This window comes from Propionimicrobium lymphophilum DSM 4903 (assembly GCF_000423485.1).
Taxonomy (GTDB): Bacteria; Actinomycetota; Actinomycetes; order Propionibacteriales; family Propionibacteriaceae; genus Propionimicrobium; species Propionimicrobium lymphophilum.
In genome coordinates this window covers 434,943-458,079 of sequence record NZ_KE384026.1, presented here as the reverse complement: position 1 = coordinate 458,079, position 23,137 = coordinate 434,943, and the positions used below count along the sequence as shown (strand labels likewise).

Sequence of the window (23,137 nt, the reverse complement as noted above, 5' to 3'; positions counted from 1 at the left end):
TAGAGAACTCCGATGACTTAGATCGCAGGCTAAGCGAGTTGGTCTCGGGAGAAAGACCTCCCGGGAGTGCTCGCAGAGCGATGTTTGCCAACGTGAATGAATACACGCAATCGGAACAGGACTACAAAGTCGATGCCGACCTCCGCTACGAAGAAAAACTGAATGAGAAATACGTAGAGCCGCCCAAACCGGCTTCGATAAAAGACAAAATCGTTGAAGTAAGCAGAAAAAACCTGCTTGCGCTCATAGCTGCTGGTGCAATTGCGGTGCTCTTCGTTGTAGCCCAGCTAGGTAGATCCTCCGCAGCTCAGCTTCCCGAAACCGAGGATAGGCCGACCCCAGTAATTGTTGAAACACCGGAGCCCACACCAAGCCGGCAACCATTAGTGGTGCACGTCATAGGCGCGGTAAATAACCCGGGAGTAGTCGAAGTACCAGAAGGATCTAGAGTCGTAACAGCAATTGAGGCAGCCGGGGGAGTCACTGACGACGCAAACTTGGGCGAACTGAATCTGGCTATGCCGATTTCGGACGGCGTGCAGATATTCGTCAGCTCAGGAAGCGATTCTAGTGAGGTGAGAACAGGTAAAGCTGCGGAAGGAGGAACACAAGCGGAAGGCTCAGCAGGAAAGATAAACCTGAACACAGCAAGCCAAAGTGAGCTAGAACAGCTACCAGGAGTTGGCCCAGTAACTGCGTCGGCAATAGTCGACTGGCGCACCAAGAATGGAAAATTTTCTTCACCCGAACAGCTCCAAGAAATAGATGGGATAGGGCCGAAATCCTTTGCGAAACTCTCCGAGAAGGTCTGCGTGTGAAGAAAACAGACCTAAGGATGGTGCCCATCGGAGCTGCGGCATGGGCAGGAGCAGCCGCTGGAATACTCGGTTTGCACCTATCAGTAGTGCTCGTTATTAGCGCTGTCAGTGGGGCCCTATTCCTCAAATGCAGGAAAAATATTTTCATAGCTTTCGCTCTGATTCTCTTAACCAGTTTCGTCCTCAGCGGGGTAAGGACTAACGCGAAAGAAGAAGACCCGCTTGCGGAAGCTGCAAGAAATGGTTCCGTTATACATGCGATCGTCAAAATAAGCACAGATCCAGAAATTGCGACTGCTAAACGTAACTCTGAATCGTGCCGTTCACTAGGAACGGTGGAAAGAATATTAGAAAAAGGAAACCCCGCCGCGGGTTCTCGGGTTTTCTTGATCGCCTCTGGTGAACAGCAGACAAGCTTATGCTCACAAACGGTCGGTTCGATAATCAAGGTGACTGCTAAAGCGCGCCCAGCGCAGAGAACTCAACGGCAAAGCGCTTTTCTATCTGTCCTGAAGGTGACACCAGTCAAAAATCCTGGCTGGTTGTCGGCGATAACAAACCGCATGCGAGATGGGCTTCGCGAGTCGATGAGATGGTCGGAACCGAAACAAGGCGGTCTTGTTCCGTCGCTAGTGGTAGGAGACACATCTAAACTTGACGAAACAATTTCATCTGATTTCAAAGCCACCGGGCTAACCCATTTGACTGCGGTTAGTGGCACCAACTTAACTTTGCTACTTGCTTTTGCTCTGCCTTTAGCGAGATTCATCGGCGTCAGGGGTAGGTGGATCTGGCTTGTTGCGTCGGGCTCGGTGGCGCTGTTCGTCATCGTCTGTAGGGCTGAGCCAAGCGTGCTTAGGGCATCGGTCATGGGACTGATTGGCCTTGCTGCCACAGGCGTGGCTACGGACAAGAATCGAGGCCTACGCGCACTAGGTGGTGCTGTTATGGCGCTTTGTCTAATCGATCCTTGGCTTTCATTGTCCTGGGGGTTCGCGCTTTCCGTCTCCGCTTCGGCGTCGATCCTCGTGTTGGCGAGCGGGTGGCAGATTAAACTTCGCAAGTGGCTGCCGGGGCCTCTTGCTGAAGCTATTGCTATCCCTTTAGCTGCTCAACTCGGCACTCAACCGCTTGTTACTTGTATTAGCGGTGAAATCAGTTTCGTCGGTCTTTTTGCCAATGCTTTAAGTGGACCGTTCGTCGGTATGGTGACCGTGCTCGGGCTTGTTGCAGGTGGTTTTTCCTTTTTTTCAAGTTTCTTGTCTGGATGCTTGGGGTGGCTGGCGGGGTGGTGTGTTAACCCGATAATCGTCATTGCGCACACATTCTCTGTCCTGCCTGGAGCCACGTTTCAGTGGTCAGCGACGATTCCCTCGATCACGGTGCTCAGCATTTTCTGCGGTATGTTGATCCTCGTCATCGGTAAGGTGCTGAACACTCCTTGGCTAACTATTCTGCTTGCATTCATTCTTGTTGTCTGTTCGCTATTTCCTCTACAAACAATTGGTTGGCTCCCGAAGGATTGGCTGTACATTTTTTGTGACGTTGGGCAGGGATCGGCAAATCTAGTCAGAAGCGGCAGCGATTCGGGAGTTCTGATAGACGCGGGTCTAGACGACGAAAAGCCTTTGAGGTGCGTAGAAGGATCGGGGCTACGTAGATTGGACGCCATTATTTTGACCCACCGCCATGCCGACCATGTCGGGGGCTTGAACAGGATTTTGGCGAAATTTCCAACCGAGAACATCTACAGCTCTTCAAACATTAGGGGTATCCAAACACAGTTACTGGAAGACGGTGCAGTCTTATCAGTGGGGAATGCCCGGATAAGTATTTTGGGTGGTAAAAAATTGACTAGCGACGTCTCTAAATTGACTGGTCAGATGGAAAACGATGCCGGTATCACGAGCAAAGTCGAACTCTTTGGAACCAAAGCTATTTTTCCTGGTGACATAGAGATCGACGGCCAAACTAAGCTACTGATGCAAGGTCGAGATCTCAGTGGAGACGTCTTAGCCATCCCGCACCATGGATCGGCACATCAAGTTCCAGAATTTTTCAAAGCAGTTTCACCTAAGCTAGCTGTCGCCTCGGCGGGCAAAAACAACGATTACGGCCACCCTTCTGCTAAATCATTGAAGCTGGCTAATCAGAGCGGCGCTTTGGTTTATCGTACGGATGAGAACGGGAGTGTAGCTGTCGCTAGGAGTGACGGTAAACTGGTCGCTGCTACCCAGCGCTGAGACAAGCAAGATGTGGTTCTAACGAGAACGGTTAAATGGAAAAGATGAATGCATTCGGCACAACTTTGCTAATCACAGGAAAAGAGCAACTTCTGCTTGACCGCGCAGTGGAAGCAAGAGTCAGGGCCGCTAAGCAAGAGTGTCCCGAGGCCGAATACAACGATCTTTCCGCGGGGGATCTGGACGGTAGTCACCTCTCATCCATCACTGGAGGTTCTCTTTTTTCGCTCCAAACAATTGTGGTAATTCGTCAACTAGGAGAATTGCCCGCCGAACTGCACGATCAAGTGCTGGCAATCGCGAAAAGCACGCATGACGACCTCAGCTTGACTCTCGTTCACGAGGGTGGGCAGAAAGGTAGCGGACTGCTAAACAAACTCAAAAAAGCCAAAGTGCAAACCCAATCTGTCGAAGCTCCCAAGCCGTGGAAAATGCCCGATTTCGTGATTGCGGAAGGCAGAGCCAACGGAGTGCGGATCGATGAGGCAGCGGCTAAAGCAATTATTGATGCGTTGGGGACTAACATGTCTGCTCTTGCCGGTGCAGTAGCGCAACTGTCAGCCGACTGGCAGGATGGCAGAATCGATAAAGAAATAGTTCAGCGCTACTTTAGCGGCCACGTCGAGATCAGTGGCTTCGCTATTTGTTACGACGTGCTTAACGGCAGAACCGGGTCTGCGCTAGAAAAACTTCGTTGGGCGCTGCAAAACGGTGTTGCCGCAGTTCTGATAACCTCAGCTTTCGCAAGCGAGTTGAGAGGGCTAGGTAAATACTTCGGTGCTCGTGGCACAAGAGGTAACGAGCTTGCAAGAAAGGTCGGAGTTGCCCCGTGGAAACTCAAGGATCTAGCCAGGCTAAGTAGGACTTGGACACCTCAAGGCGTGAGCGCCGCGATACAGGCCGTAGCCAAAGCGGATGCACAAGTTAAGGGCGCTTCTGCCGATCCCGATTACGCGTTGGAAAAGATGATCCTAGAAGTGAACTCTGCCAGGCGTAAGTGAAAAACGCACGTCAAACGCCTCAACCCACCCAGAGGGAGTTGAGGCGTTAGACAAAAATCTTTTAGCCCTTAAATTTAGGCGAAAGTTAATTTACAGAGAAGCCGCGCGAGACGAGATAGCCGACTTGCGGTTAGCAGCCTGGTTCTTGTGGATTACACCCTTGCTGGCAGCCTTGTCTAGGAGACGGTTAGCGCTCGCGGCGAGCTTAACAGCGTCTTCCTTATTGCCGGCATCGGCAGCTTCGCGGAACTTGCGAACGCTAGAGCGCAGCTCGTTCTTAACGGCCTTGTTGCGCAGCCTAGCCTTCTCGTTGGTGAGGATGCGCTTCTTCTGGGACTTGATGTTTGCCACTTGGGTTATGCCTCTTCTAAAAGTCGTTTTCTGGGTTCGCGCTTTTTACGGCGCGACGAGATAATCTATCAGTTTGAATGCTTCAGTCCAAATAATGGCAGAGCATTAGTTGGCATGAAACAATAACACTTGGCGCGTCCGCGTCCAATCGCCAGCATCGCGAACCGGTGCTAACGAGTCTTGAGGTTTAATTCGAAATCCATGGCTAAACACATTGCTGGGCAGACTGATCCGCAACTCATCCGCAACTTCAGCATCATCGCGCACATCGACCACGGAAAGTCGACGCTTGCAGACCGTATGCTGCAGTTGACTGGTCTTGTTGACGATCGCACTATGCGTGCCCAATATCTAGACCGAATGGATATCGAACGCGAACGCGGAATCACCATTAAGTCTCAGGCGGTCCGAATGAATTGGACGTCCGACGATCAGCCTTACGTGTTGAATATGATTGACACGCCAGGTCACGTCGACTTCACTTATGAGGTGAGCCGTTCGTTGGCTGCCTGTGAGGGAGCTCTCCTGGTCGTGGATTCAGCTCAGGGCATCGAGGCTCAGACGCTATCTAATCTTTATTTGGCTATCGAAGCCGATCTCGCCATCATTCCAGTTTTGAACAAGATTGATTTGCCCAACGCGAATCCCGAAAAGTTCGGAGCGGAGATCGCTTCCATCATCGGTTGTGACGAGTCAGAAGTGCTCAAGGTCAGCGCAAAAACCGGTGAGGGCGTTCCGGAGCTGCTGGACACGATCGTCAACAAGATTCCTGCCCCTGTGGGCGACGAAAATGAGGCCCTACGGGCGATGATCTTCGACTCCGTATACGACTCCTACAGGGGAGTCGTGACTTACGTGAGGGTGATGGACGGCTCGTTCAAACAGCGTGACAAGCTGAAAATGATGGCAACGGGAGCCACTCACGAAGCTCTTGAACTCGGAGTCATCTCTCCTGAACCGACAGCAGCAGATGGTTTAGGCGTCGGCGAGGTCGGTTATTTGATCACTGGCGTCAAAGACGTCAGGCAGTCCCGAGTCGGTGACACCATCACCAGCGCGATCAAGCCAGCCGAACAGCCATTAAGCGGATACCGAGACCCCATCCCAATGGTTTTCTCGGGCATATATCCCATCGACAGTTCCTACTTCCCTGATCTGCGTGAGGCGCTTGAGAAGCTTCAATTAAACGACGCCGCATTGACCTACGAACCCGAGACGTCTGCAGCGCTAGGATTCGGTTTCCGGGTGGGCTTCCTTGGCTTGCTGCACATGGAGATTGTTAGGGAACGACTCGAGCGAGAGTTCGATCTCGACCTCATCTCAACTGCGCCTAACGTGCATTACGAAGTCGAGATGGAAGACGGTACGAAGAAGCTGGTGGATAACCCTTCGGATTTCCCAGAAGGAAAGATCGCCGCTGTGCGTGAGCCAATCGTCAACGCAACGATCTTGACTCCATCCGAATTCATCGGACCGGTAATGGAAATGTGTCAGCAGCGTCGTGGCGAGCAGAAGGGCCTTGACTACCTGTCCACAGACCGTGTTGAGCTTCGCTACATGCTGCCACTAGGCGAAATCGTGTTCGATTTCTTTGATGTGCTGAAATCCAAGACCAAGGGTTACGCCTCCTTGGATTACCACGAGGCCGGCGTCCAGGAAGCTGACCTAGTCAAGGTGGACATTCTGTTGAATGGCGAGCAGGTTGATGCGTTCAGCGCAATTGTGCATCGTGAGAAGGCATACGCTTACGGCCTCGAGATGACCAAGAAGCTGCGCGAGCTTATCCCTCGTCAGCAGTTCGAGGTTCCAGTGCAGGCGGCAATCGGTAGCCGTGTGATTGCTCGTGAAACCATCCGAGCCATGCGCAAGGATGTTCTTTCTAAGTGCTACGGCGGCGACATCACTCGTAAGCGCAAGCTCCTCGAGAAGCAGAAGGAAGGCAAGAAGCGCATGAAGATGGTGGGCAGAGTAGAGGTGCCACAGGAGGCCTTCGTAGCCGCGCTTTCGACCAACGAATCGAGCAAGGACATCAAGGGCAAAGAACGTGGCTAATCAATGCAGCGCACGCTAAGCCTCTACGTTCATGTGCCGTTTTGCTCAAAGCGATGCGGCTATTGCGATTTCAATACCTACACGCCAGCACAGGCCGGCCTGGGGGCTGTGCAGGCCTACCTTGACGCGGCCCACAAGGAAATTGATATCGCTCGGGAGACTATCGGTGATGGAAGAAAACTAGACACAGTTTTCTTCGGTGGTGGCACCCCCACGTTGCTAGATACCGAAGCCCTCGGGGGGCTATTGGCGCATGCAAAAGAATGTTTCGGGTTCTCCGGCAGTGTAGAGATCACGACAGAGGCCAACCCGGAAACCCTCGATGACGACGTGCTGGAACATCTTCTTAGCGCAGGGTTTAACCGGCTATCTATCGGCATGCAATCTAGCGACGAGACCGTCTTGGGCGTACTGGATAGAGTTCATCAGCCTGGACGAGCAGTGCAGGCGGCCAAGCGCGCCCGACAGATCGGGTTCTCAAACATCAGCCTGGACTTGATCTATGGCACACCGGGGGAGAGCCTTGAGTCTTGGCGGTCTAGTCTGCTCGATGCCCTATCCGCAGGCCCGGATCACATTAGCGCCTATTCCCTGATAGTTGAGGACGGGACTCCACTCGCCAGGCGGATTAAAAAGGGGAGAGTCGCCAAGGTGGACGAGGATGATCTCGCGGACAAATATTTACTTGCAGACGAGCTTTTGTCCGAGGCTGGACTGGAAAATTACGAGACCAGCAACTGGGCTAAGGATGGGTTTGAATCCCGTCACAACATTGCCTATTGGCTAGGCGGGGACTGGTGGGGTATCGGTCCAGGGGCGCATTCTCACCTGGCAGATAAGCGCTGGTGGAATGTGAAGCGTCCGCTTCGCTACGCCGAGCAGCTTCATCAAAACGGGTCCGCCATCGAGGGCTCCGAAACCCTAGACGAGATCGCTAAGCACGAGGAAGAAGTCTTGCTCCGCATGCGCCTTAAACGCGGGCTTGAGCTTCGAAAACTTAGCGCTTCTGAGGCGTCCAGGGTGCAACGTTTCATCGACCAAGGGCTACTCGAAAAATTTATTTCCGAAGAAGGTCAAATGATTAGGGCGAGCCAAGACGGCAGGCTGCTCATCGATGGAATAGTTGTAGAAATATTGGATTAGACCTGTTCGGGTATGTGGGCTCGATGGCGGCAATAAGTCAGGCTATGGTTTCGTTTCGTGGCAGCAGAATCTAGATACTCCAAGGACGTTTTGGCTCCCGGTTGGCAGAAGGCCCACTTGAAGAAAACCCGCAACGTAACCATGGAACTCGGGATGGTCGTCGAGGATCCCACAAGCGGATTTGTCGGGGAGATCATGGGTTGGGAAAACGGTCTGGTGATTCTCGAAGACAGGCACCTTAAGCGTCGGACTTTTCCAGTTGGGCCCGGATTCTGGCTGGACGGGCAACCGGTATCGCTGTGCATTCCGCCACGTACTGGCAGGGCTCGCGTTACGCACACTGCGTCGGGCTCTCGGATCGGAGAAAAGGAAGCCGCCAAAGTCGCCTTGCCGAGCAGAATTTACGTCGAGGGGCGCCACGACGCTCAGCTAGTAGAGAAGATTTGGGGAGACGATCTGCGTCACGTCGGGGTTGCGGTTGAGTACCTAGGTGGTATCGACGATCTGGTCAATATCGTCGCTCAGTTCAAGCCACAGAAGGGTAGAAGGCTCGGTGTCTTAGTCGATCACCTGGTTTCGGGGACTAAAGAGCGAGGTATCGCCGATGACGTCATCCGCGGTGGCTACGGCGATTTCGTTCTCATAAAAGGGCACCGGTTCATAGATATCTGGCAAGCTATTAAACCCTCAACTCTTGGCTTCAAGAGCTGGCCGAGTATCCCCAGGGACGTCGATTTTAAAAAAGGAACTTTGGCCGCACTGGGCCTTCCACATGACAATCAGGCGGACATCGCCGAAGCCTGGAGAAAAATGCTGAGCAGGGTGAAAACAATCAAAGATTTAGACATGGAGCTAGTGCGAAATGTCGAGATTCTGATCGATTTCGTCACTCAAGATCACCTTGAAGATATCGGTGAATAGCTAAAACCAATGTTGTGCTCACTAGGTTTTCGCTTTCAAGTATGTTGGGCGAGACTTTAAAAGTAGGCTGATTGCTATGAGTGTGAACGAAGACCAGACACCCCGTTTGCATAACCTCCAAGATTGGGAGAGCGCATCTTGGCGCTTAGGCGCTAACTTTGATGAGGAAAGCGGCGTAACAACTTTTGGCGTTTACGCACCTATGGCCGAGCACGTAACTCTAGAGATCTTTTTAGATCCCATCGGGGCCGAAGCCATTTTGCGGGTCGACATGGCCAAGAGCTATGAGGGAGTTTGGCGGGCCAGCCTGTTAGGAGCGGGGCACGGCACATACTACGGCTACCGCTGTTGGGGAAAAAATTGGCCGTATCTTGAAAGTTGGCGTCCAGGAACTCTGGAGGGTTTCCAGGCTGATAGGGACGAATATGGTAACCACTTCAATCCGAATAAGGTTCTTCTCGACCCCTACGCGTTAGAGGTGTCGCACACGCCAATGAATCCCAAGCTCGAAGAAATGGGGTTCAATAAAAACATTTTTGGCACCGGTAGCACCGTGTGGGAAGGCAAGCAGGTCAGGGAGCTCGACTCTGCAAAGTGGGCACCAAAAGGCATCGTTGTGTCCGACCGGACGGACACTGGCCAGGGGATCAACCGAGAGGGGCAGGACATCTGCCTCTACGAAGTCCATGTCAAGCAGCTGACGATGCATCCTTCTGCTTCCAAGCTCGAAGAAATTTTCAGCGACGAGTTGGGGTTCGATGAGGTAAAAAACGTTCCGGAGGAACTTCGCGGCACTTATGCGGGTGCGGCATATATGGCTCCTTATCTGAAGGCGCTAAACATAAACACAATTGAGTTCCTTCCTGTGCACGAAACCGACTCCGATCAGGTCGGGGACAACAATGGGTCTACGAATAACTGGGGATATCAGACGCTCAATTTCTTCTCTCCGAACAGGGACTACTCCTCCGATAAGTCTCCTGGCGGTCCGACTCGTGAGTTCAAAGAAATGGTGCGCACATTCCATGAACATGGGATCGGTGTATTCATCGATGTCGTATTTAACCACACGGCAGAAGGTGGAAATTGGGACGCAGACCCCAACAATGCGGGCTTCACCACCTTTGGTGGTTTTGGCACGGCGGAATATTACGACCTAGCCGAAGGTGGCGCGATACACGATGCTGCAACGGGGTCGGGAAACCAAACAAATTTTTCCTCGCCCGGTATGTGCAGCTTGACTGCAGATTCGCTCAAGTATTGGCATGAGGCAATGGGAGTGGATGGTTTCCGCTTCGATCTGGCCCCAGTCCTCGGCAGAATGCCGGAGTTATTTGACGAGAGCGATTGGGCGGGCCGGAAGAGGTTCTTCCGTGGCCATCCTCTGCTGACCAGGATCGGTAGGAAAGCGAAAGAAAATAATTTCCGTGTCGTTGCGGAGGCCTGGGACCTATGGGGGTACGAGGTTGGAAACTTCCCTGCGGAATGGGGCGAGTGGAACGGTCGCTATCGAGATGCAATTCGTTGTTTCCTAAAGGGGGACGGTAACACCTCTGAATTCATCAACGTCTTTAACGGTGACTGGGCGGGATTCGGGCACAAGGAAGGTCCCAATAAGTCCATTAACTTCGTCACCGCGCACGACGGTTTCACCATGATGGACCTGGTTAGTTTTAACGCGAAAGATAATAACCAGGAATATCCTTTCGGGCCCTCCGACGGTGGTTCAGATAACAACAATTCTTGGGATTCCGGCGGTGATTTGTCTCTGCGTAGAACGCGTTGGCGTAACTTCATCGTCACGCTTTTCTTCTCGCGTGGTGTTCCGATGATCGTCGGCGGGGATGAATTTGGCCGCACCCAAAACGGAAACAACAACCCGTGGAACTTGAACACGGTCGGGGTCTGGAACAACTGGGCCCAGGCAGCATCAAACGCGCCGACTCAGGTGCCAGTGGACCCCAGAGACGAGACAATTAACGGATACTACGATGTCATCGGTCAAACCGCGGCACCAGAAAAAATCAACCCGCTGTTCCGCTTTACCCGGTACGTGGCGAGATTGCGATCTTTGGATCCGACACTTCGTCAGCCCACATGGGGCAACGGAGAGCTTCACGATGACGACGTTACATATTTATTCTTCAAGCCGGATCTGAGCGGTGCTCCAGAAGAGGGCGACAGGGCGGTTTGCGTTCTTATCGATGGCAATGGCATTGGCGGCAGCGAATACCTATTTATGCTCAACATGAGCGACTCGAACGTCGATTTCGATGTACCGGAAGAACCCGATCCAAACCGTCCTCAGCTGAAGTGGTTTAACATCATTGACACTGGAGATTGGGCCGAAGAAGTGAGTAACTTCTGGGTACCTAGCATGGCAAAGCCCATCGAGGGTAACTACACGGTAGAGCCATGGTCTATCGCGGTATTGGTTGCTGCAGACCAGGAGTCTCCGCTCTTCCATAACCCAGACTTCGACAAGATCAAGCTTCCGAAACCCGACAAAATTTTCAAAAAAGACAGAAGCATTCCGCAGACCAAAAAAGAACAATTTTCAGATAAGGACGTGAATGATGCAGACCGAGCAGATACTTCAGATGCTGAGGTCGGTAGCGGCAGAAGTGATCACGCCGAGGTTTCGCAACCTTAGTGACGACCAAATATTCGAAAAGAAGCCGGGCGATTATGTCACTGTCGCCGACAGGGAGTCGGAGGTGGAGATCACTAAGGCGCTCCGCGAGGCTTACCCGGATGCCCTGATCGTTGGCGAAGAGGCAACCTTCAAGGACCCTTCTCTTCCGGATGGGCTGCTAGAGGCAGATCATGCATTCACCATCGATCCCATCGACGGCACCGGAAACTATGTTCGGGGTAGCGATAAACACGCGGTGATGCTGGCCGAACTTAAGAATGGCCAGCTTTCGAGGTCGTGGATTTGGTTGCCGATGTTCCGGAAGGCATACGTCGCAGAGCGCGGCAACGGGGTATTTCTTAATGGGCAGAGATTGAGCCCAATTGAGCGTACTGGTGTTGCCCTTGGGGGAACCTCCAGGAAGAATCTTCAGGGCTACGACGCTGAGGGCAAACTTGAACCCACTACCACGACAAATAATTGCGCAGGAGTCGACTACGCAGATTTGCTAGAGGGATCGATTGACTACTTCCTGTACACGTCACCGAAGCCTTGGGACCACCTGCCGGGCCAGCTGATGCTCCAAGAGATTGGCGGCGAGATCCTGAAGATGGACGGAGCCCCGTACGATGCTAGCGGTGATGCTTCTATCATTTTCTCTGGTTCGAACGTGGAGCGTTTGCAGCAGATTATTGATGCATGGAAGCCCAATCTCGACAAATAAAAACGATCTCGAAAAGAGCTCGCTAGAAATACCGAAAAACTGAGCTAAACTAGCACTCTGAGCATTCGAGTGCTAGAAAATTAGTTATGCTTCGATGAGAGAGGGTGACGATGCTTAACGACCGTAGACTAAAGGTGCTGCGAGCGATCGTCACCGACTATGTCTCTATGCACGAGCCGGTGGGGTCTAAGGCTTTGGTGGAAAGACACAGCTTAGATGTCTCCCCGGCAACGGTCCGCAACGATATGGCAGCCCTTGAGGAAGAGGGATATCTGGCCCAACCGCACACCAGCGCGGGCCGTATTCCAACCGATAAAGGCTACCGGTTGTTTGTCGATAAACTAGCCGATATCAAACCGCTATCGCCAGCCGAGCGAAAAGCCATCGAAACCTTCATGGCCGGCTCGGCCGACATCGACGATATTGTGCATAGAACTGTGAGGCTTTTGGCTCAGTTCACCAGACAAGTTGCAATAGTCCAGTACCCGATCAGCGATCAGGCAACGGTCAGGCATATTGAATTCGTTCAGTTGAGCACATCCAAGGTGATGGTCATCCTCATCGACTCTGTTGGGATCGTGGAACAACGAATGGTCCAGGCCAGCACTGCTCCAGAAGATCTCGAAGAGCTAAGGAAAGTCTTCAACAAGCTGTCTGCTGATCAATCTTTGGATCAGGCCGCAGCCACGCTCTCCGAACACGAACTATATGAAAAGGACGAGGTGTTTGCTGCCCTCACGGATGCTGTAGTGGACATCGCGCAGTCTAATCCGAATAGCGAGGTAGTGGTTGCAGGCTTCCCCAACTTGACTAGGTATGGAGCGGATTACATGCCGATGATGGTGAAGGTCATCGAGGCGCTTGAAGAGCAGGTGGTTTTGTTGAAGCTGCTCTCAGAGACGGCTACCGAACCGGGCCAGGTTGCTGTTCGAATAGGCCAGGAGAACAGCTACGAGCCGCTACAGGCCACATCCTTAGTTGCGAGTTCTTATGGCAGTCCAGCCGATGCATATGCGAGGTTGGGAGTTGTTGGGCCAACTCGGATGGATTATCCATCAGCAATGGCGGCCGTTCGAGCCGTCGCCAATTACGTCGGTCGTTTTCTATCTGAAGGTTAATTTCAAAAGTAATGAGTGATTACTACGAGACGCTTGGCGTGCCTCGAGACGCCAGCGCGGAACAAATCAAAAAGGCTTTTCGCCGCAAGGCACGTCAGTACCACCCCGACGTCAATGATTCACCTGATGCCGAGGATAAATTCAAGGCTGTAAACGAGGCTTATGCCGTATTAAGCGACGAAAATAAGCGCGCTATCTACGACCGTGGTGGCGATCCGATGAGCGGCGGATTTGACGGCGGCATGGGCGGTTTTGGCGGATTCAGCTCGCAAGGGTTCGACATTGGCGACTTGTTCGGCGCCATGTTCGGTGGGGACTTCGGCGGTTCGAGAGGGCCGCGGTCTCGCGTTCAGCGTGGCAAGGATCTTCTCGCTAGACTTGAGCTGGAGCTTTCCGAGGCAGTCTTCGGCGTCACTTCGGAGCTGACGATCAACACTTTTGTCGCATGCCAGAACTGTCATGGTGCAGGCTCCGCTGACGGCAGCGATCCAGTGACGTGTACCCAATGCAACGGCCGCGGCGACGTAACCGTAAGCCAGCGTTCTTTGTTGGGCGAGATCAGAACCACTCAGGCTTGCCCAGCTTGTCAGGGGTACGGGACGGTCATTAAAAACCCATGCCCAGATTGCGCCGGCCACGGCAGGGCAAATGAACGCCGCACGCTGAACGTCAAGGTTCCTGCTGGCGTCGACACCGGCAACAGGATAAGGCTCCAGGGGCAAGGAGAGATTGGAGAGGGTGCCGGCCCTGCAGGCGATCTTTTCGTAGAAATCAGAGTTAGGCCCCACGAACGTTTCCGCAGAGTGGGCCAAGACCTCGAAACGTACATGAACCTTCCGATGACTGCTGCAGCGCTGGGGGCAAAGATCGATTTGGGCACGTTGGAGTCCGAGCGCGACGACTGCGATCCGAACGATTCGACTGTTCGGATAGACGTTCCGGAAGGAACCCAAACCGGAACCCGCGTCACTGTGCGCGGAAAAGGAGTTCCTAGCTTGAACGACGGTCGTCGTGGTGGACAGCGAGGCGATCTGATCGTTATCTTCAACGTCGTCACGCCTACTAAGCTCACTGACAGGCAGCGGGAATTGCTTGCTGAGCTGGCGGAAGAGCGAAACGAAACGGAGCTAAAAGCCGAAATTAGCCATGATAAAGGCTTTTTCGAACGACTAAAAGACGCTTTCCGTGACTGAACCACTATTCATCGCCGAAGTCGCCGACAAATGCGTCGGCGACGTGGTTAACGTTGCTGGCTCAGAAGGCAGGCATGCAGTTTCAGTAAAGAGGCTGCGTGTAGGCGAGAGCGTGTTACTCGCGGACGGTCTGGGGCACGGGATCCGGGGCGAGGTAATCGAGACCGGTAAAAATGTTTTTTCCGTTCGTGTCGGAAACGTTCTCCAAGCCCCGCAGCGGCCAATTCGCTGGACCGCGGTTCAGGGGCTGGCGAAGGGCCCGCGCTCAGATATCGCCATCGAGGCTCTAACTGAGCTTGGAGTCGATGAGATCATTGCCTGGCAGGCCTTTAGATCGGTTGTCAGGTGGGAGAAGAAAGCCGACAAGGGCATTGCGAAGTGGCAGTCTACGGTTCGCGAGGCCAGCAAACAGTCCAGGCGGCTAGCGATTCCTGAAATCAGCTACGCGGATGCTGCGCAGATCGCAAAAAGGATTTCTGAGGCCGACTGCGCATTAATTCTGCACGAAGACTCAAAAACTGGCTTGTCGGAAATCGAACTGCCAAAATCTGGTGAGATTCTTTTTGTTATAGGCCCCGAAGGCGGCATCAGCCCCGAAGAGGTCGAGCAATTTGAGAGCGCAGGCGGGAAGCTGGTCGGTCTTGGAGAACAGGTTCTGCGTACCTCGACTGCAGGCCTTGTCGCGCTAAGCCAGCTACAAATACTCAGCCAACTCGGCGCGGCTTAGACTCTCAGCTCCTCCGGTATTTCGCCGTACGGTTCTAGGCCAGAAAGATCGGCAAATACTACGTGATTACGGTCGTCTACCGTGCCGACGGTCAGGTGAGGGCCGATGCCCATCATCTGCCAGCGGCTCCTGTACGTCCAGTCAAGAGCGCGGGGTGTGGAAGTACGCCAGAAGTTCAATATGTATCCACCCTCGTAAAGGTGGAGGAGCGAATAGCCACCTGGGTATGCGGCTACTGCAGCATTTTCTAGGTATTCGGTGTGAGCACCAAACAAATCAGGCTTGTTCCTGCGCATCCTGTGTGTGTGCCCAGAGAAGTGCAAGAACACACCCGGTGCCTTCACATGCAGCTTTTGCAGTTCCAACCTGTCGCGTTTGCGAAGCATGAACGTCTGGCCTGCGGGCCATGAATTAACCGAATCTTTCGTCACTGGGTGGTGACTCATGGACAGCGTCGGTCGGTCTGGGTCGTTTCGTAGCACATCGCTGATTTGAGCGAATTGGTCAGCGCATATTCTTCCGCCACCAGACTTGTAGGTCGTGTCTATGCCTATGATTCGAAGCCCGCTAGGGTGGTCTGCAAGCTGCATTTTTTGAAATACGGCGATTCGGCTGCCAAATGGGTCGTCATGTTTGGGGAAATCGTGGTTGCCCCGTACCGCCATCCAATCGTCGTTTTGCGTTCCATACCCGTCAACAAGATCACGGAATCGGACGGCCTCAGCTTGCTTACCAGAATTAGTTATGTCGCCGGCCAGGCACAGGTAGGGGCTGCCACGTTTACCTAGTTCTTCGAGCATGCTGGTGAACATGGTCTCCGGATACTTTTTGTCATGGCTCGCCGAAACCGATGTCGGAAAGAGCGGGCCAAGGTTTATCCCTTGGCGGACCTCGCCGATGTGAATGTCATTAGCCAATGCGATCGAGGTCAAATATTTTCCCGGTGGGGGAAGAAGCGTGGTGAAGGAATAGGTTCGCTCGAAGCTGCCCGGTTTCTTGGTGACGTGAAGTGCTGGCAGGGGAGTAATCCCCGAACTCTCGCAAGAGAAGAAATATCTTCTGCCAGGTTCCAAACCTCTGATATGCACTCTGTGGAAGGCTCGCGGGGTTGAGTCTTCGTGGACCAGTTTCAGATCGCGGTTGTTAGTACCCAGGAAGAGGCGCGTGTTAGTGCCTACCCGAGCAGGCACAAGCTGCCAAAGCTTAGAGCGCCTGCGAGTGATCCAAGTGATCACTACGCTCGTTGGCGTTACCGTGCTCACCTCGAGGTCGGTGGCGATAAATTCTTTGTTTAGATCCGTCTGGAAGTCGGGTATAGGCGGCATCTCTGTAGCAATAGATGTCGCTATGCGATGATTTTTTTGTCTAGTCCATTTGTTCGGATCACTCACGGATTCAACCGTATCTTTTTTAGACCTGCAAAAATAGTCTTATGACCAGTTTTGAAGCATCGAGTAAACCAGCGAGCCAAGAAGATTTCGGGTTCGAGGTTACGGCTACTTTGTCGAACGGTCTTGGCCGCACGGGATTGATCTCGACTCCGCATGGAAAAATCGAAACTCCAGCATTCATAGTGGTTGGCACGAAGGCCACGGTTAAGTCGGTGCTTCCTGAAACAGTTCGCGATCTGGGCGCGCAGGCCGTGTTAGCTAATGCGTTTCACCTGTATCTACAGCCGGGGCCAGATTTAGTCGATGAGGCGGGCGGTCTAGGCAAATTCATGAACTGGCAAGGTCCGACATTCACGGACTCTGGTGGTTTTCAGGTGCTGAGCCTTGGCGCTGGTTTTAAGAAGGTCTTGGCGATGGACGTAACCGGCATGCAGAACGATGAGGTGATAGCCGAGGGCAAGGAGCGTAAGGCTCACGTCGATGAGGACGGGGTTAACTTTAAGTCTCCACTGGACGGCTCAATGCACAGGTTTACTCCCGAAGTCAGCATGTGCGTGCAGCACAAGCTTGGTGCTGACATCATGTTCGCCTTCGACGAGCTGACGACCCTTCTGAACACTCGCGAGTATCAGGTCGAGTCTATCGCCAGAACGCAACGGTGGGCGCAACGTTGCCTTGCTGAGCACAAGAGACTTACTTTGGAGAGGAAAGGTAAGCCCTATCAGGCTCTCTTTGGGGTGGTTCAGGGAGCTCAGTACGAAGATTTGCGGCGTAAAGCCAGTCGCGATTTAGCTGCTACTGAATCGGATGGCTGGACCTTCGACGGCTTCGGCCTAGGTGGAGCGCTCGAAAAGCACAATTTGGCTAAGATCGTCACCTGGATGGCGCAGGAGCTTCCCGACAACAAACCTCGGCATCTGTTGGGGATCAGCGAACCGGATGATCTTTTTGCCGCTTGCGAAGTGGGCGCGGATACTTTCGATTGCGTCAACCCGTCGAGGGTGGCAAGAAATGCGGCGATTTATACGGCGGATGGCAGATACAACATAACTAATTCTCGCTTCAGGCGAGATTTCAGCCCGCTTGAGGAAGGTTGCGACTGCTACACCTGTGCCAATTACAGCAGGGCTTACGTTCGCCATCTATTCAAAGCGAAGGAGATGTTGGCCAACACGCTTGCCACGATTCATAACGAAAGGTTCACTGTTCGCCTCGTTGATCAAATTAGGTCCTCTATCCGAAACGGCGATTTCTACGAATTCAAAGGGGAAATGCTGGGTCGGTTTTATCAGAAGAAGAGCTGAGCGGTTAACGGGTAATTCTTAAAGAATTCATTTTCTGTTGATAGTGATTCTTTAGTCTCTAACTCAAGTGTTTATTGGCTCGTTGGTTGGGCCGCAGATCCGAAAGGGCTGACCGTGTTTTCTGTTTTCGTTTTCTTTTTAACTGTCGGGTTGATAATTCTTTTCTCCTCGCTGTTTGTCGTTAAGCAGCAGATGAGCTACATCATCGAGCGGTTCGGAAAGTTCCACAAGGTGGCGAATCCGGGGCTTAACTTCAAGGTTCCATTCGTCGACAAGATCGCAAAAAAGGTTCCGCTTCGTATAATGCAACTCGATTCCATCGTCGAGACGAAAACCCAGGACAACGTGTTTGTGACGATACCGGTTTCGGTCCAATACATGGTCGCGAACGTCGTTGATTCTTATTACCGACTCGCTGATCCGGAACGCCAGATTCAATCCTACGTCTATGACCGTGTACGAACTTCTTTGGCGAAGCTTAACCTTGATGATGCCTTCTCCTCTAAGGATCAAATTGCCTCGGACGTGGAGGCCACCTTGTCCGAGTCAATGGCGGCCTATGGTTTCACGATTGTTAACACTTTGGTGACTGACATCAACCCAGACCCGAATGTTCGGGCATCGATGAACGCTATCAACGCTGCCCAGCGTGAGCGTGAAGCAGCTATCTCGCTTGCAGAAGCCGAAAAGATCAAGATAGTCAAACAGGCTGAAGCCGATGCCGAGTACAAACGGCTACAAGGTGAGGGCGTTGCGGCCCAGCGCAAAGCGATAGTCGACGGCCTGGCCGAGCAGTATGAGCTGCTCAGGAAAGCGGGTATAGGACAAGAAGCACAAGAGATGCTTCTGCTCACGCAGTACTTCGACACTCTTCAAGAAGTGGCTAAGTCTTCCAACACTCAAACTCTGATGCTGCCCTCTAACCCTGGTGGTCTGGAGGCAGTCATGAACGAGATGCGGAGTTCTCTTTTCGCGTCGGTTCGATCTGCCAATCAAGATCCGAATGGCGGGTTTGGTTATCCAAAAGTCTCCCGTAAAAGCTAAATTGCTTGGTTCGGGCTCCAATAGTTAGCCGTGTTGGAGCCCGAATCTTCTTTTGGGGTGGCAGAATCTATATATGAGTGAGCAAACGGTTAGCAATGACGCTGGACTGCCGGAATATGACGAAGGTCAGCTTTCAGCCTCAGACACGTTGATTGATCGAGGAGTGGCGGATCCTCTAGACGAAGGTTACGTAGCCCCAGACAATTGGTCCGTCGCCCAAGGGTATGGCAATACCGCGGAAGAGGCGCGTCGCGGCGAAAGCGTCGAACAGCGAATCAAGCAAGAAGAGCCCGAAACAACCGACGAAGATAAGGGTCCTTGGAACCCGCATCAGGAACCTCGACAGGTTGGCCAGGAGCGCGCCGGTCGATTGGTGGCAACAGCAGACGGAAAGATCACCAACGATAAAGAGGGCGAGGCAGTGGCTAAGGACGTCGGTATTTCTGGTGGTGCAGCCAGCGCAGAGGAAGCCGCGATGCACATCATCGACGAAGACGAAATTGATCGGCAGAATAAGGGCGAAGAAGAATAGTCTTAGGAGACTAAGGCGGTTGAGCTAGAGTTATTGTGTCACCACCGCCAAGTTGCCGGTGGGTTTAGCAATTTTTGGAGGAATCCTGTCCAGCCAGCCGAATCCTGATGACAGTCTGCGTGTTTTATCCGTGCCAGCGAACGTTGACATGATCAATGTGCTTGGGCCTCGCGACGAATTTCTGCGGTTGTTGGAGGGTGCGGTCGCAGCTGATCTGCACGTCCGTGGAAACGACATTACGGTCACCGGAGACCCGGCTAGCGTCCAGAATGCCGTGGATATTCTCACCGAGATGGTTACGATCGTCAGAATGGGGCAGCCTCTAAGCTCGGAAAAGGTAGAACGAATCATATCGATCGCTACCGATACAGGCGGAGATGTGCACGCTTCCGAGGTGCTTACCGCCAACATCCTGTCTACTCGCGGCAAAACCATCAGGCCCAAGACGATAAATCAGAAGCGATATGTTGATGCGATCGATGCCCACACGCTCACTTTTGGTATCGGCCCGGCAGGAACAGGAAAAACATATCTGGCCATGGCCAAAGCAGTGCAGGCGTTACAGGAAAAGCAGGTTAATCGGATTATTCTCTCGCGTCCGGCCATCGAAGCGGGGGAGAGGCTCGGATTTTTGCCGGGTAGCCTGACCGATAAGGTGGATCCTTACTTGCGTCCGCTATACGACGCTTTGCACGACATGTTAGACCGCGATCAGGTTCCCAAATTATTTACTTCGGGCGTGATCGAAGTAGCTCCTCTCGCCTACATGCGCGGACGCACTCTTAACGATGCTTTTATCGTTCTTGACGAGGCTCAAAACACCACTGCCGAGCAAATGAAGATGTTCTTAACTCGCATGGGCTTTAATTCAAAAGTTGTAGTGACGGGCGATATCACCCAGGTAGATCTGCCAGGCGGGACCTCCAGCGGCCTTAAAATCGTGCAGAAAATTCTTTCAGGTATAGACGACATCGCCTTTTGCCAGCTGACTTCGAAAGACGTCGTTCGCCACAGGCTGGTCGGCAAGATCGTTGCGGCATACGACAAATACGATGTGACGCTCGAACAGGCACTCACGAACCGAGGCAGAAAATGATTGATATCAACAACGAATCAGGCACTCAAGCAGACGAGCAGCGCCTAGTCAGGCTCGCCGCTTTCGCTCTCGACAAATTGCGCATTCATCCGCAGGCTGATTTGTCGCTGGTTTTGGTCGACGAGGAAACCATGGCCGGATACCACGAACGGTTTATGGACCTTCCGGGGCCTACGGATGTAATGAGCTTCCCGATGGACGAGCTCAGGGTGCCGAAAGACGGCGAAGAACCGCCGAATGGCTTGCTCGGTGATATCGTCATATGCCCTCAATTCACTAGCGCTCAAGCGCCCGAAAACGGACGCGAGCCTGAGGAAGAGATTGATTATCTTCTGATTCATGGCCTGCTGCATCTGCTCGGCTACGATCACGCAGAACCCGATGAAAAGGCCGAAATGTTTGGTCTAAACGACCGGATAATTGCTGATTGGAAGGCCGGCCCGTTAAATGAGTCTTAATCAGTGGATTTGGCTGGGGCTAGCGGTAGTTTTTTCCTTTCTAGCCTTTCTGGTGATGACGGTAGACACCGCACTTTCATCTATGACGAAAGCTCGCGTCGATGTCTTCGTTGAGGAAGGCAGGAAGAATGCCCCCAAGCTTAAAGAGATTCTGGAGGATCCGGCACCGACGCTAACCGCAGTTACCTTGCTTAGGGTCGTCTTCGAGATAGTAACTTGTGTCCTGTTTGCCATGCTGGTCTTCAGCCTCGCCGATGAACTTTTACTGCGCATGCTGATCACGATCGCAGTTTTGAGCATTGTATCTTTTACCATGTGGTGGACGGCGCCTAGGACCCTAGGAAAACTGCACGATGAGAAACTGGCGCTTGGCTGCGTCAAACTTATCGGGTTTGTTTCTTCTTTGGTCTGGCCGATCGGGCAGTTGCTGATCTGGATCACCAACGCGCTGACACCGGGCCCGGGCTGGACCGATGGGCCCGCAAGCCCGGAGGCGGAGAAGATCGAGGTCGCTTCAGACGGTGAGCGAGAAATGATCCGTTCGGTATTCGAGCTTGGCGACACGTTGGTCCGCGAGGTCATGGTTCCCCGCACTGACGTCGTGTTCATCGAGCAGGAAAAATCGATTGGTCAGGGGCTATCCCTAGCTTTGCGTTCTGGGTTCAGCAGGATCCCGGTTGTGGTTAACGACCTAGATGACATTGTCGGTGTTCTCTACGTGAAAGACGCCATGAGCAGGGTTTATTGTGAGCCTGAAAAGCAGCGCACCCAGACTGTTGGCGAGGTCATGCGCGAACCCAAGTACGTGCCAGATTCAAAGCCGATCGATGAATTGCTTCGCGAGATGCAGCTGACCAGGAATCACATGGTCGTGGTGGTCGACGAATTCGGTGGCACCTCTGGCCTGGCCACTATCGAAGATCTAATCGAAGAGATCGTCGGCGAGATCACTGACGAATACGACTCTGAACCAGATCTTGCACAGGAAGTCGAACCGGGGCTGTGGCGTGTTTCAGCCAGGATGCCGATCGATGACACAGGTGCTTTGTTCGATCTGGAGGTCGATGACGAGGATGTAGAGACCATAGGCGGGCTATTAGCTAAAGAACTGAACATGGTGCCGATTCCGGGCTCCAGCATCACCTGGAACGGGTTGGAACTGACCGCAGAAAGAGCGACAGCCAGACGACACCAGATCGATACCATTCTCGTCCGCAAGTTGGAGCCGCAGGAAGAAACCGAGGAGAAATAAATGTCAGAATTCGTATCGGGTTTCGCCTGCTTTGTCGGCCGTCCGAACGCAGGTAAATCCACGCTAATTAATGCGCTCGTAGGGCAGAAGGTAGCTATTACCTCTAGCAAGCCTCAAACGACCAGGCGAGTTGTGCGGGGTATCGTGACTACCCCTAACGCCCAGCTGATCATCATCGATACGCCAGGTGTCTCTAAGCCGCGTTCTTTGCTGCAAACAAGGCTAAACGATCTTGTTTACGAGACTTGGTCGGAGGTTGATGTCGTAGCAGTTGTGCTGCCTGCGAACCAACATGTCGGTCCTGGCGATGAATATTTAGTTTCTGAGCTCGCGAAGCTTTCGAAGCGGCCGAAGATGTTGGCTATCGTCACCAAGACCGACTTGGTGAGCAAAGAACGTCTTGCAAAGCAATTGACCGAGGTCGATGAGCTGGCTAAACGAACTGAGGTCGAGTTCGAACACATCGTGCCTTGTTCTGCGGTTTCCGGCGAGCAGACCGATGACGTCGCCGAAGTGCTGACCAGCCTGCTCGAGCCGGGGCCAAAGTTTTACCCTGATGATGATCTAACCGACCAACCTGACGAGACCTTGGCCGCCGAGATCATCCGCGAGGCGGCATTGGAAGATGTCAGGGATGAGTTGCCGCACTCGATAGCCGTCGAGATCGATGAGATGAGTCTCAAGCCGGATCGACCAAAAGACAAACCACTGCTGCAGATCTATGCTTCGATGATTGTTGAACGCGAATCTCAAAAGGGCATCATGATCGGTAAAGGTGGTTCCAGAATCAAGCAGGTCGGTACCGAAGCGCGCAGGCAGCTCAAGGCTATTTTTGGTGTTCCGATATATCTAGATCTCAAGGTAAAGGTGCTTAAAGACTGGCAGAAGGACGCTAAACAACTCAACCGTTTGGGCTTCTGAAATCTGCAATGTCCAAACTGTGGTGATTTGGCTGGCTAGGCAAATCAGCAGTTAAAATGGAAAACGTGGTTACGCCTAACAGTGCATATTTGCTGCTCCTTGGCCGCCGCAGCGAGGCTAGCTAGCCGTTAAGGGCTGGAGCCAAGCCTCCTCGCTGCGGAGTTTTCGCGTGCCTGGCTTCCATATCTAATACTTTTCTGGAGCGAAATATGT

Annotated in this window: 20 protein-coding genes; 18 read left to right on the top strand and 2 right to left on the bottom strand. The window is 52.9% G+C overall.

The window, feature by feature from the left end:
* The first annotated feature begins 92 nt into the window (after positions 1 to 92).
* Genes G556_RS0109565 through holA form a run of 3 tightly spaced genes read left to right on the top strand, consistent with a single transcriptional unit; the run spans position 93 to position 4,062 of the window.
* Entirely contained in the window at positions 93 to 818 is a 726-nt protein-coding gene (locus tag G556_RS0109565) for a ComEA family DNA-binding protein (RefSeq protein ID WP_162139781.1), read from the top strand.
* Positions 815 to 3,061, top strand: coding sequence for a ComEC/Rec2 family competence protein (locus tag G556_RS10865; RefSeq protein ID WP_051176830.1), 2,247 nt, complete (start codon positions 815 to 817; stop codon positions 3,059 to 3,061). Before G556_RS0109565 ends, G556_RS10865 begins: the two co-directional genes overlap by 4 nt.
* A 35-nt stretch (positions 3,062 to 3,096) precedes the next feature.
* Positions 3,097 to 4,062 (top strand): DNA polymerase III subunit delta, encoded by a 966-nt coding sequence (holA, locus tag G556_RS0109555; protein ID WP_028822622.1) that lies wholly within the window; start codon positions 3,097 to 3,099, stop codon positions 4,060 to 4,062.
* Positions 4,063 to 4,152: 90 nt separating this feature from the next.
* On the opposite strand, the gene rpsT is transcribed toward holA, so the two are convergent.
* A complete protein-coding gene (gene rpsT / locus G556_RS0109550) occupies positions 4,153 to 4,413 on the bottom strand; it encodes a 30S ribosomal protein S20 (protein WP_016456319.1) in 261 nt (86 codons plus the stop codon).
* 201 nt (positions 4,414 to 4,614) lie between these two features.
* Between rpsT and lepA the strand changes: the two genes are divergently transcribed.
* From lepA to G556_RS0109510, 8 genes are all read left to right on the top strand, one after another.
* Entirely contained in the window at positions 4,615 to 6,465 is a 1,851-nt protein-coding gene (gene lepA, locus G556_RS0109545) for a translation elongation factor 4 (RefSeq protein ID WP_028822621.1), read from the top strand.
* Positions 6,466 to 6,468: 3 nt separating this feature from the next.
* A complete protein-coding gene (hemW, locus tag G556_RS0109540) occupies positions 6,469 to 7,608 on the top strand; it encodes a radical SAM family heme chaperone HemW (protein WP_028822620.1) in 1,140 nt (379 codons plus the stop codon).
* A 57-nt stretch (positions 7,609 to 7,665) separates the two neighbouring features.
* Complete coding sequence (locus G556_RS0109535; protein WP_028822619.1) at positions 7,666 to 8,529, top strand: DUF3097 family protein; 864 nt, start codon at positions 7,666 to 7,668, stop codon at positions 8,527 to 8,529.
* A 76-nt stretch (positions 8,530 to 8,605) separates the two neighbouring features.
* On the top strand, positions 8,606 to 11,182 hold the full coding sequence (locus tag G556_RS0109530; RefSeq protein ID WP_028822618.1) for an alpha-amylase family glycosyl hydrolase: 2,577 nt from the start codon (positions 8,606 to 8,608) through the stop codon (positions 11,180 to 11,182).
* A complete protein-coding gene (locus G556_RS0109525) occupies positions 11,103 to 11,888 on the top strand; it encodes an inositol monophosphatase family protein (protein ID WP_051176829.1) in 786 nt (261 codons plus the stop codon). The genes G556_RS0109530 and G556_RS0109525 overlap by 80 nt, the downstream gene beginning before the upstream one ends.
* Positions 11,889 to 11,998: 110 nt before the next feature.
* Positions 11,999 to 13,006: a heat-inducible transcriptional repressor HrcA gene (hrcA, locus tag G556_RS0109520; RefSeq protein ID WP_028822616.1), complete on the top strand. Its 1,008-nt coding sequence runs from the start codon at positions 11,999 to 12,001 to the stop codon at positions 13,004 to 13,006.
* A gap of 11 nt (positions 13,007 to 13,017) precedes the next feature.
* Complete coding sequence (dnaJ, locus tag G556_RS0109515; protein WP_028822615.1) at positions 13,018 to 14,199, top strand: molecular chaperone DnaJ; 1,182 nt, start codon at positions 13,018 to 13,020, stop codon at positions 14,197 to 14,199.
* Complete coding sequence (locus G556_RS0109510) at positions 14,192 to 14,926, top strand: 16S rRNA (uracil(1498)-N(3))-methyltransferase (RefSeq protein WP_028822614.1); 735 nt, start codon at positions 14,192 to 14,194, stop codon at positions 14,924 to 14,926. The genes dnaJ and G556_RS0109510 overlap by 8 nt, the downstream gene beginning before the upstream one ends.
* Here G556_RS0109510 and G556_RS0109505 read toward each other — a convergent pair.
* Complete coding sequence (locus G556_RS0109505; protein WP_028822613.1) at positions 14,923 to 16,251, bottom strand: purple acid phosphatase family protein; 1,329 nt, start codon at positions 16,249 to 16,251, stop codon at positions 14,923 to 14,925. The two genes, G556_RS0109510 and G556_RS0109505, sit on opposite strands and share 4 nt — an antisense overlap.
* A gap of 107 nt (positions 16,252 to 16,358) precedes the next feature.
* Here G556_RS0109505 and tgt point away from each other — a divergent pair, with 107 nt between their 5' ends.
* The 7 genes from tgt to era all read left to right on the top strand — a co-directional run bounded on the left by tgt (position 16,359) and on the right by era (position 22,924).
* A complete protein-coding gene (gene tgt, locus G556_RS0109500) occupies positions 16,359 to 17,621 on the top strand; it encodes a tRNA guanosine(34) transglycosylase Tgt (RefSeq protein ID WP_016456309.1) in 1,263 nt (420 codons plus the stop codon).
* Between the two features lie 114 nt (positions 17,622 to 17,735).
* On the top strand, positions 17,736 to 18,665 hold the full coding sequence (locus tag G556_RS0109495) for an SPFH domain-containing protein (protein WP_016456308.1): 930 nt from the start codon (positions 17,736 to 17,738) through the stop codon (positions 18,663 to 18,665).
* 73 nt (positions 18,666 to 18,738) lie between these two features.
* Positions 18,739 to 19,197 (top strand): DUF5709 domain-containing protein, encoded by a 459-nt coding sequence (locus G556_RS0109490; protein ID WP_036916280.1) that lies wholly within the window; start codon positions 18,739 to 18,741, stop codon positions 19,195 to 19,197.
* 148 nt (positions 19,198 to 19,345) lie between these two features.
* On the top strand, positions 19,346 to 20,293 hold the full coding sequence (locus G556_RS0109485; protein WP_036916344.1) for a PhoH family protein: 948 nt from the start codon (positions 19,346 to 19,348) through the stop codon (positions 20,291 to 20,293).
* Positions 20,290 to 20,751 (top strand): rRNA maturation RNase YbeY, encoded by a 462-nt coding sequence (gene ybeY / locus G556_RS0109480; RefSeq protein ID WP_028822609.1) that lies wholly within the window; start codon positions 20,290 to 20,292, stop codon positions 20,749 to 20,751. The genes G556_RS0109485 and ybeY overlap by 4 nt, the downstream gene beginning before the upstream one ends.
* Positions 20,741 to 22,003 carry a hemolysin family protein gene (locus tag G556_RS0109475; RefSeq protein WP_028822608.1) on the top strand — a complete coding sequence of 421 codons (1,263 nt, stop codon included), beginning with the start codon at positions 20,741 to 20,743 and terminating at the stop codon, positions 22,001 to 22,003. The genes ybeY and G556_RS0109475 overlap by 11 nt, the downstream gene beginning before the upstream one ends.
* On the top strand, positions 22,004 to 22,924 hold the full coding sequence (gene era, locus G556_RS0109470; RefSeq protein WP_028822607.1) for a GTPase Era: 921 nt from the start codon (positions 22,004 to 22,006) through the stop codon (positions 22,922 to 22,924).
* Positions 22,925 to 23,137: the final 213 nt, after the last annotated feature.

What these genes read in the sequence shown, in the direction of transcription:
- holA (WP_028822622.1), top strand. Translation starts at nt 3,097, where the DNA reads ATGGAAAAGATGAATGCATTCGGCACAACTTTGCTAATCACAGGAAAA.
- lepA (WP_028822621.1), top strand. Translation starts at nt 4,615, where the DNA reads ATGGCTAAACACATTGCTGGGCAGACTGATCCGCAACTCATCCGCAAC.
- hemW (WP_028822620.1), top strand. Translation starts at nt 6,469, where the DNA reads ATGCAGCGCACGCTAAGCCTCTACGTTCATGTGCCGTTTTGCTCAAAG.
- G556_RS0109530 (WP_028822618.1), top strand. Translation starts at nt 8,606, where the DNA reads ATGAGTGTGAACGAAGACCAGACACCCCGTTTGCATAACCTCCAAGAT.
- G556_RS0109525 (WP_051176829.1), top strand. Translation starts at nt 11,103, where the DNA reads ATGATGCAGACCGAGCAGATACTTCAGATGCTGAGGTCGGTAGCGGCA.
- hrcA (WP_028822616.1), top strand. Translation starts at nt 11,999, where the DNA reads ATGCTTAACGACCGTAGACTAAAGGTGCTGCGAGCGATCGTCACCGAC.
- dnaJ (WP_028822615.1), top strand. Translation starts at nt 13,018, where the DNA reads ATGAGTGATTACTACGAGACGCTTGGCGTGCCTCGAGACGCCAGCGCG.
- G556_RS0109505 (WP_028822613.1), bottom strand. Translation starts at nt 16,251, where the DNA reads ATGCCGCCTATACCCGACTTCCAGACGGATCTAAACAAAGAATTTATC.
- tgt (WP_016456309.1), top strand. Translation starts at nt 16,359, where the DNA reads ATGACCAGTTTTGAAGCATCGAGTAAACCAGCGAGCCAAGAAGATTTC.
- G556_RS0109490 (WP_036916280.1), top strand. Translation starts at nt 18,739, where the DNA reads ATGAGTGAGCAAACGGTTAGCAATGACGCTGGACTGCCGGAATATGAC.
- G556_RS0109485 (WP_036916344.1), top strand. Translation starts at nt 19,346, where the DNA reads ATGATCAATGTGCTTGGGCCTCGCGACGAATTTCTGCGGTTGTTGGAG.
- ybeY (WP_028822609.1), top strand. Translation starts at nt 20,290, where the DNA reads ATGATTGATATCAACAACGAATCAGGCACTCAAGCAGACGAGCAGCGC.
- G556_RS0109475 (WP_028822608.1), top strand. Translation starts at nt 20,741, where the DNA reads ATGAGTCTTAATCAGTGGATTTGGCTGGGGCTAGCGGTAGTTTTTTCC.
- era (WP_028822607.1), top strand. Translation starts at nt 22,004, where the DNA reads ATGTCAGAATTCGTATCGGGTTTCGCCTGCTTTGTCGGCCGTCCGAAC.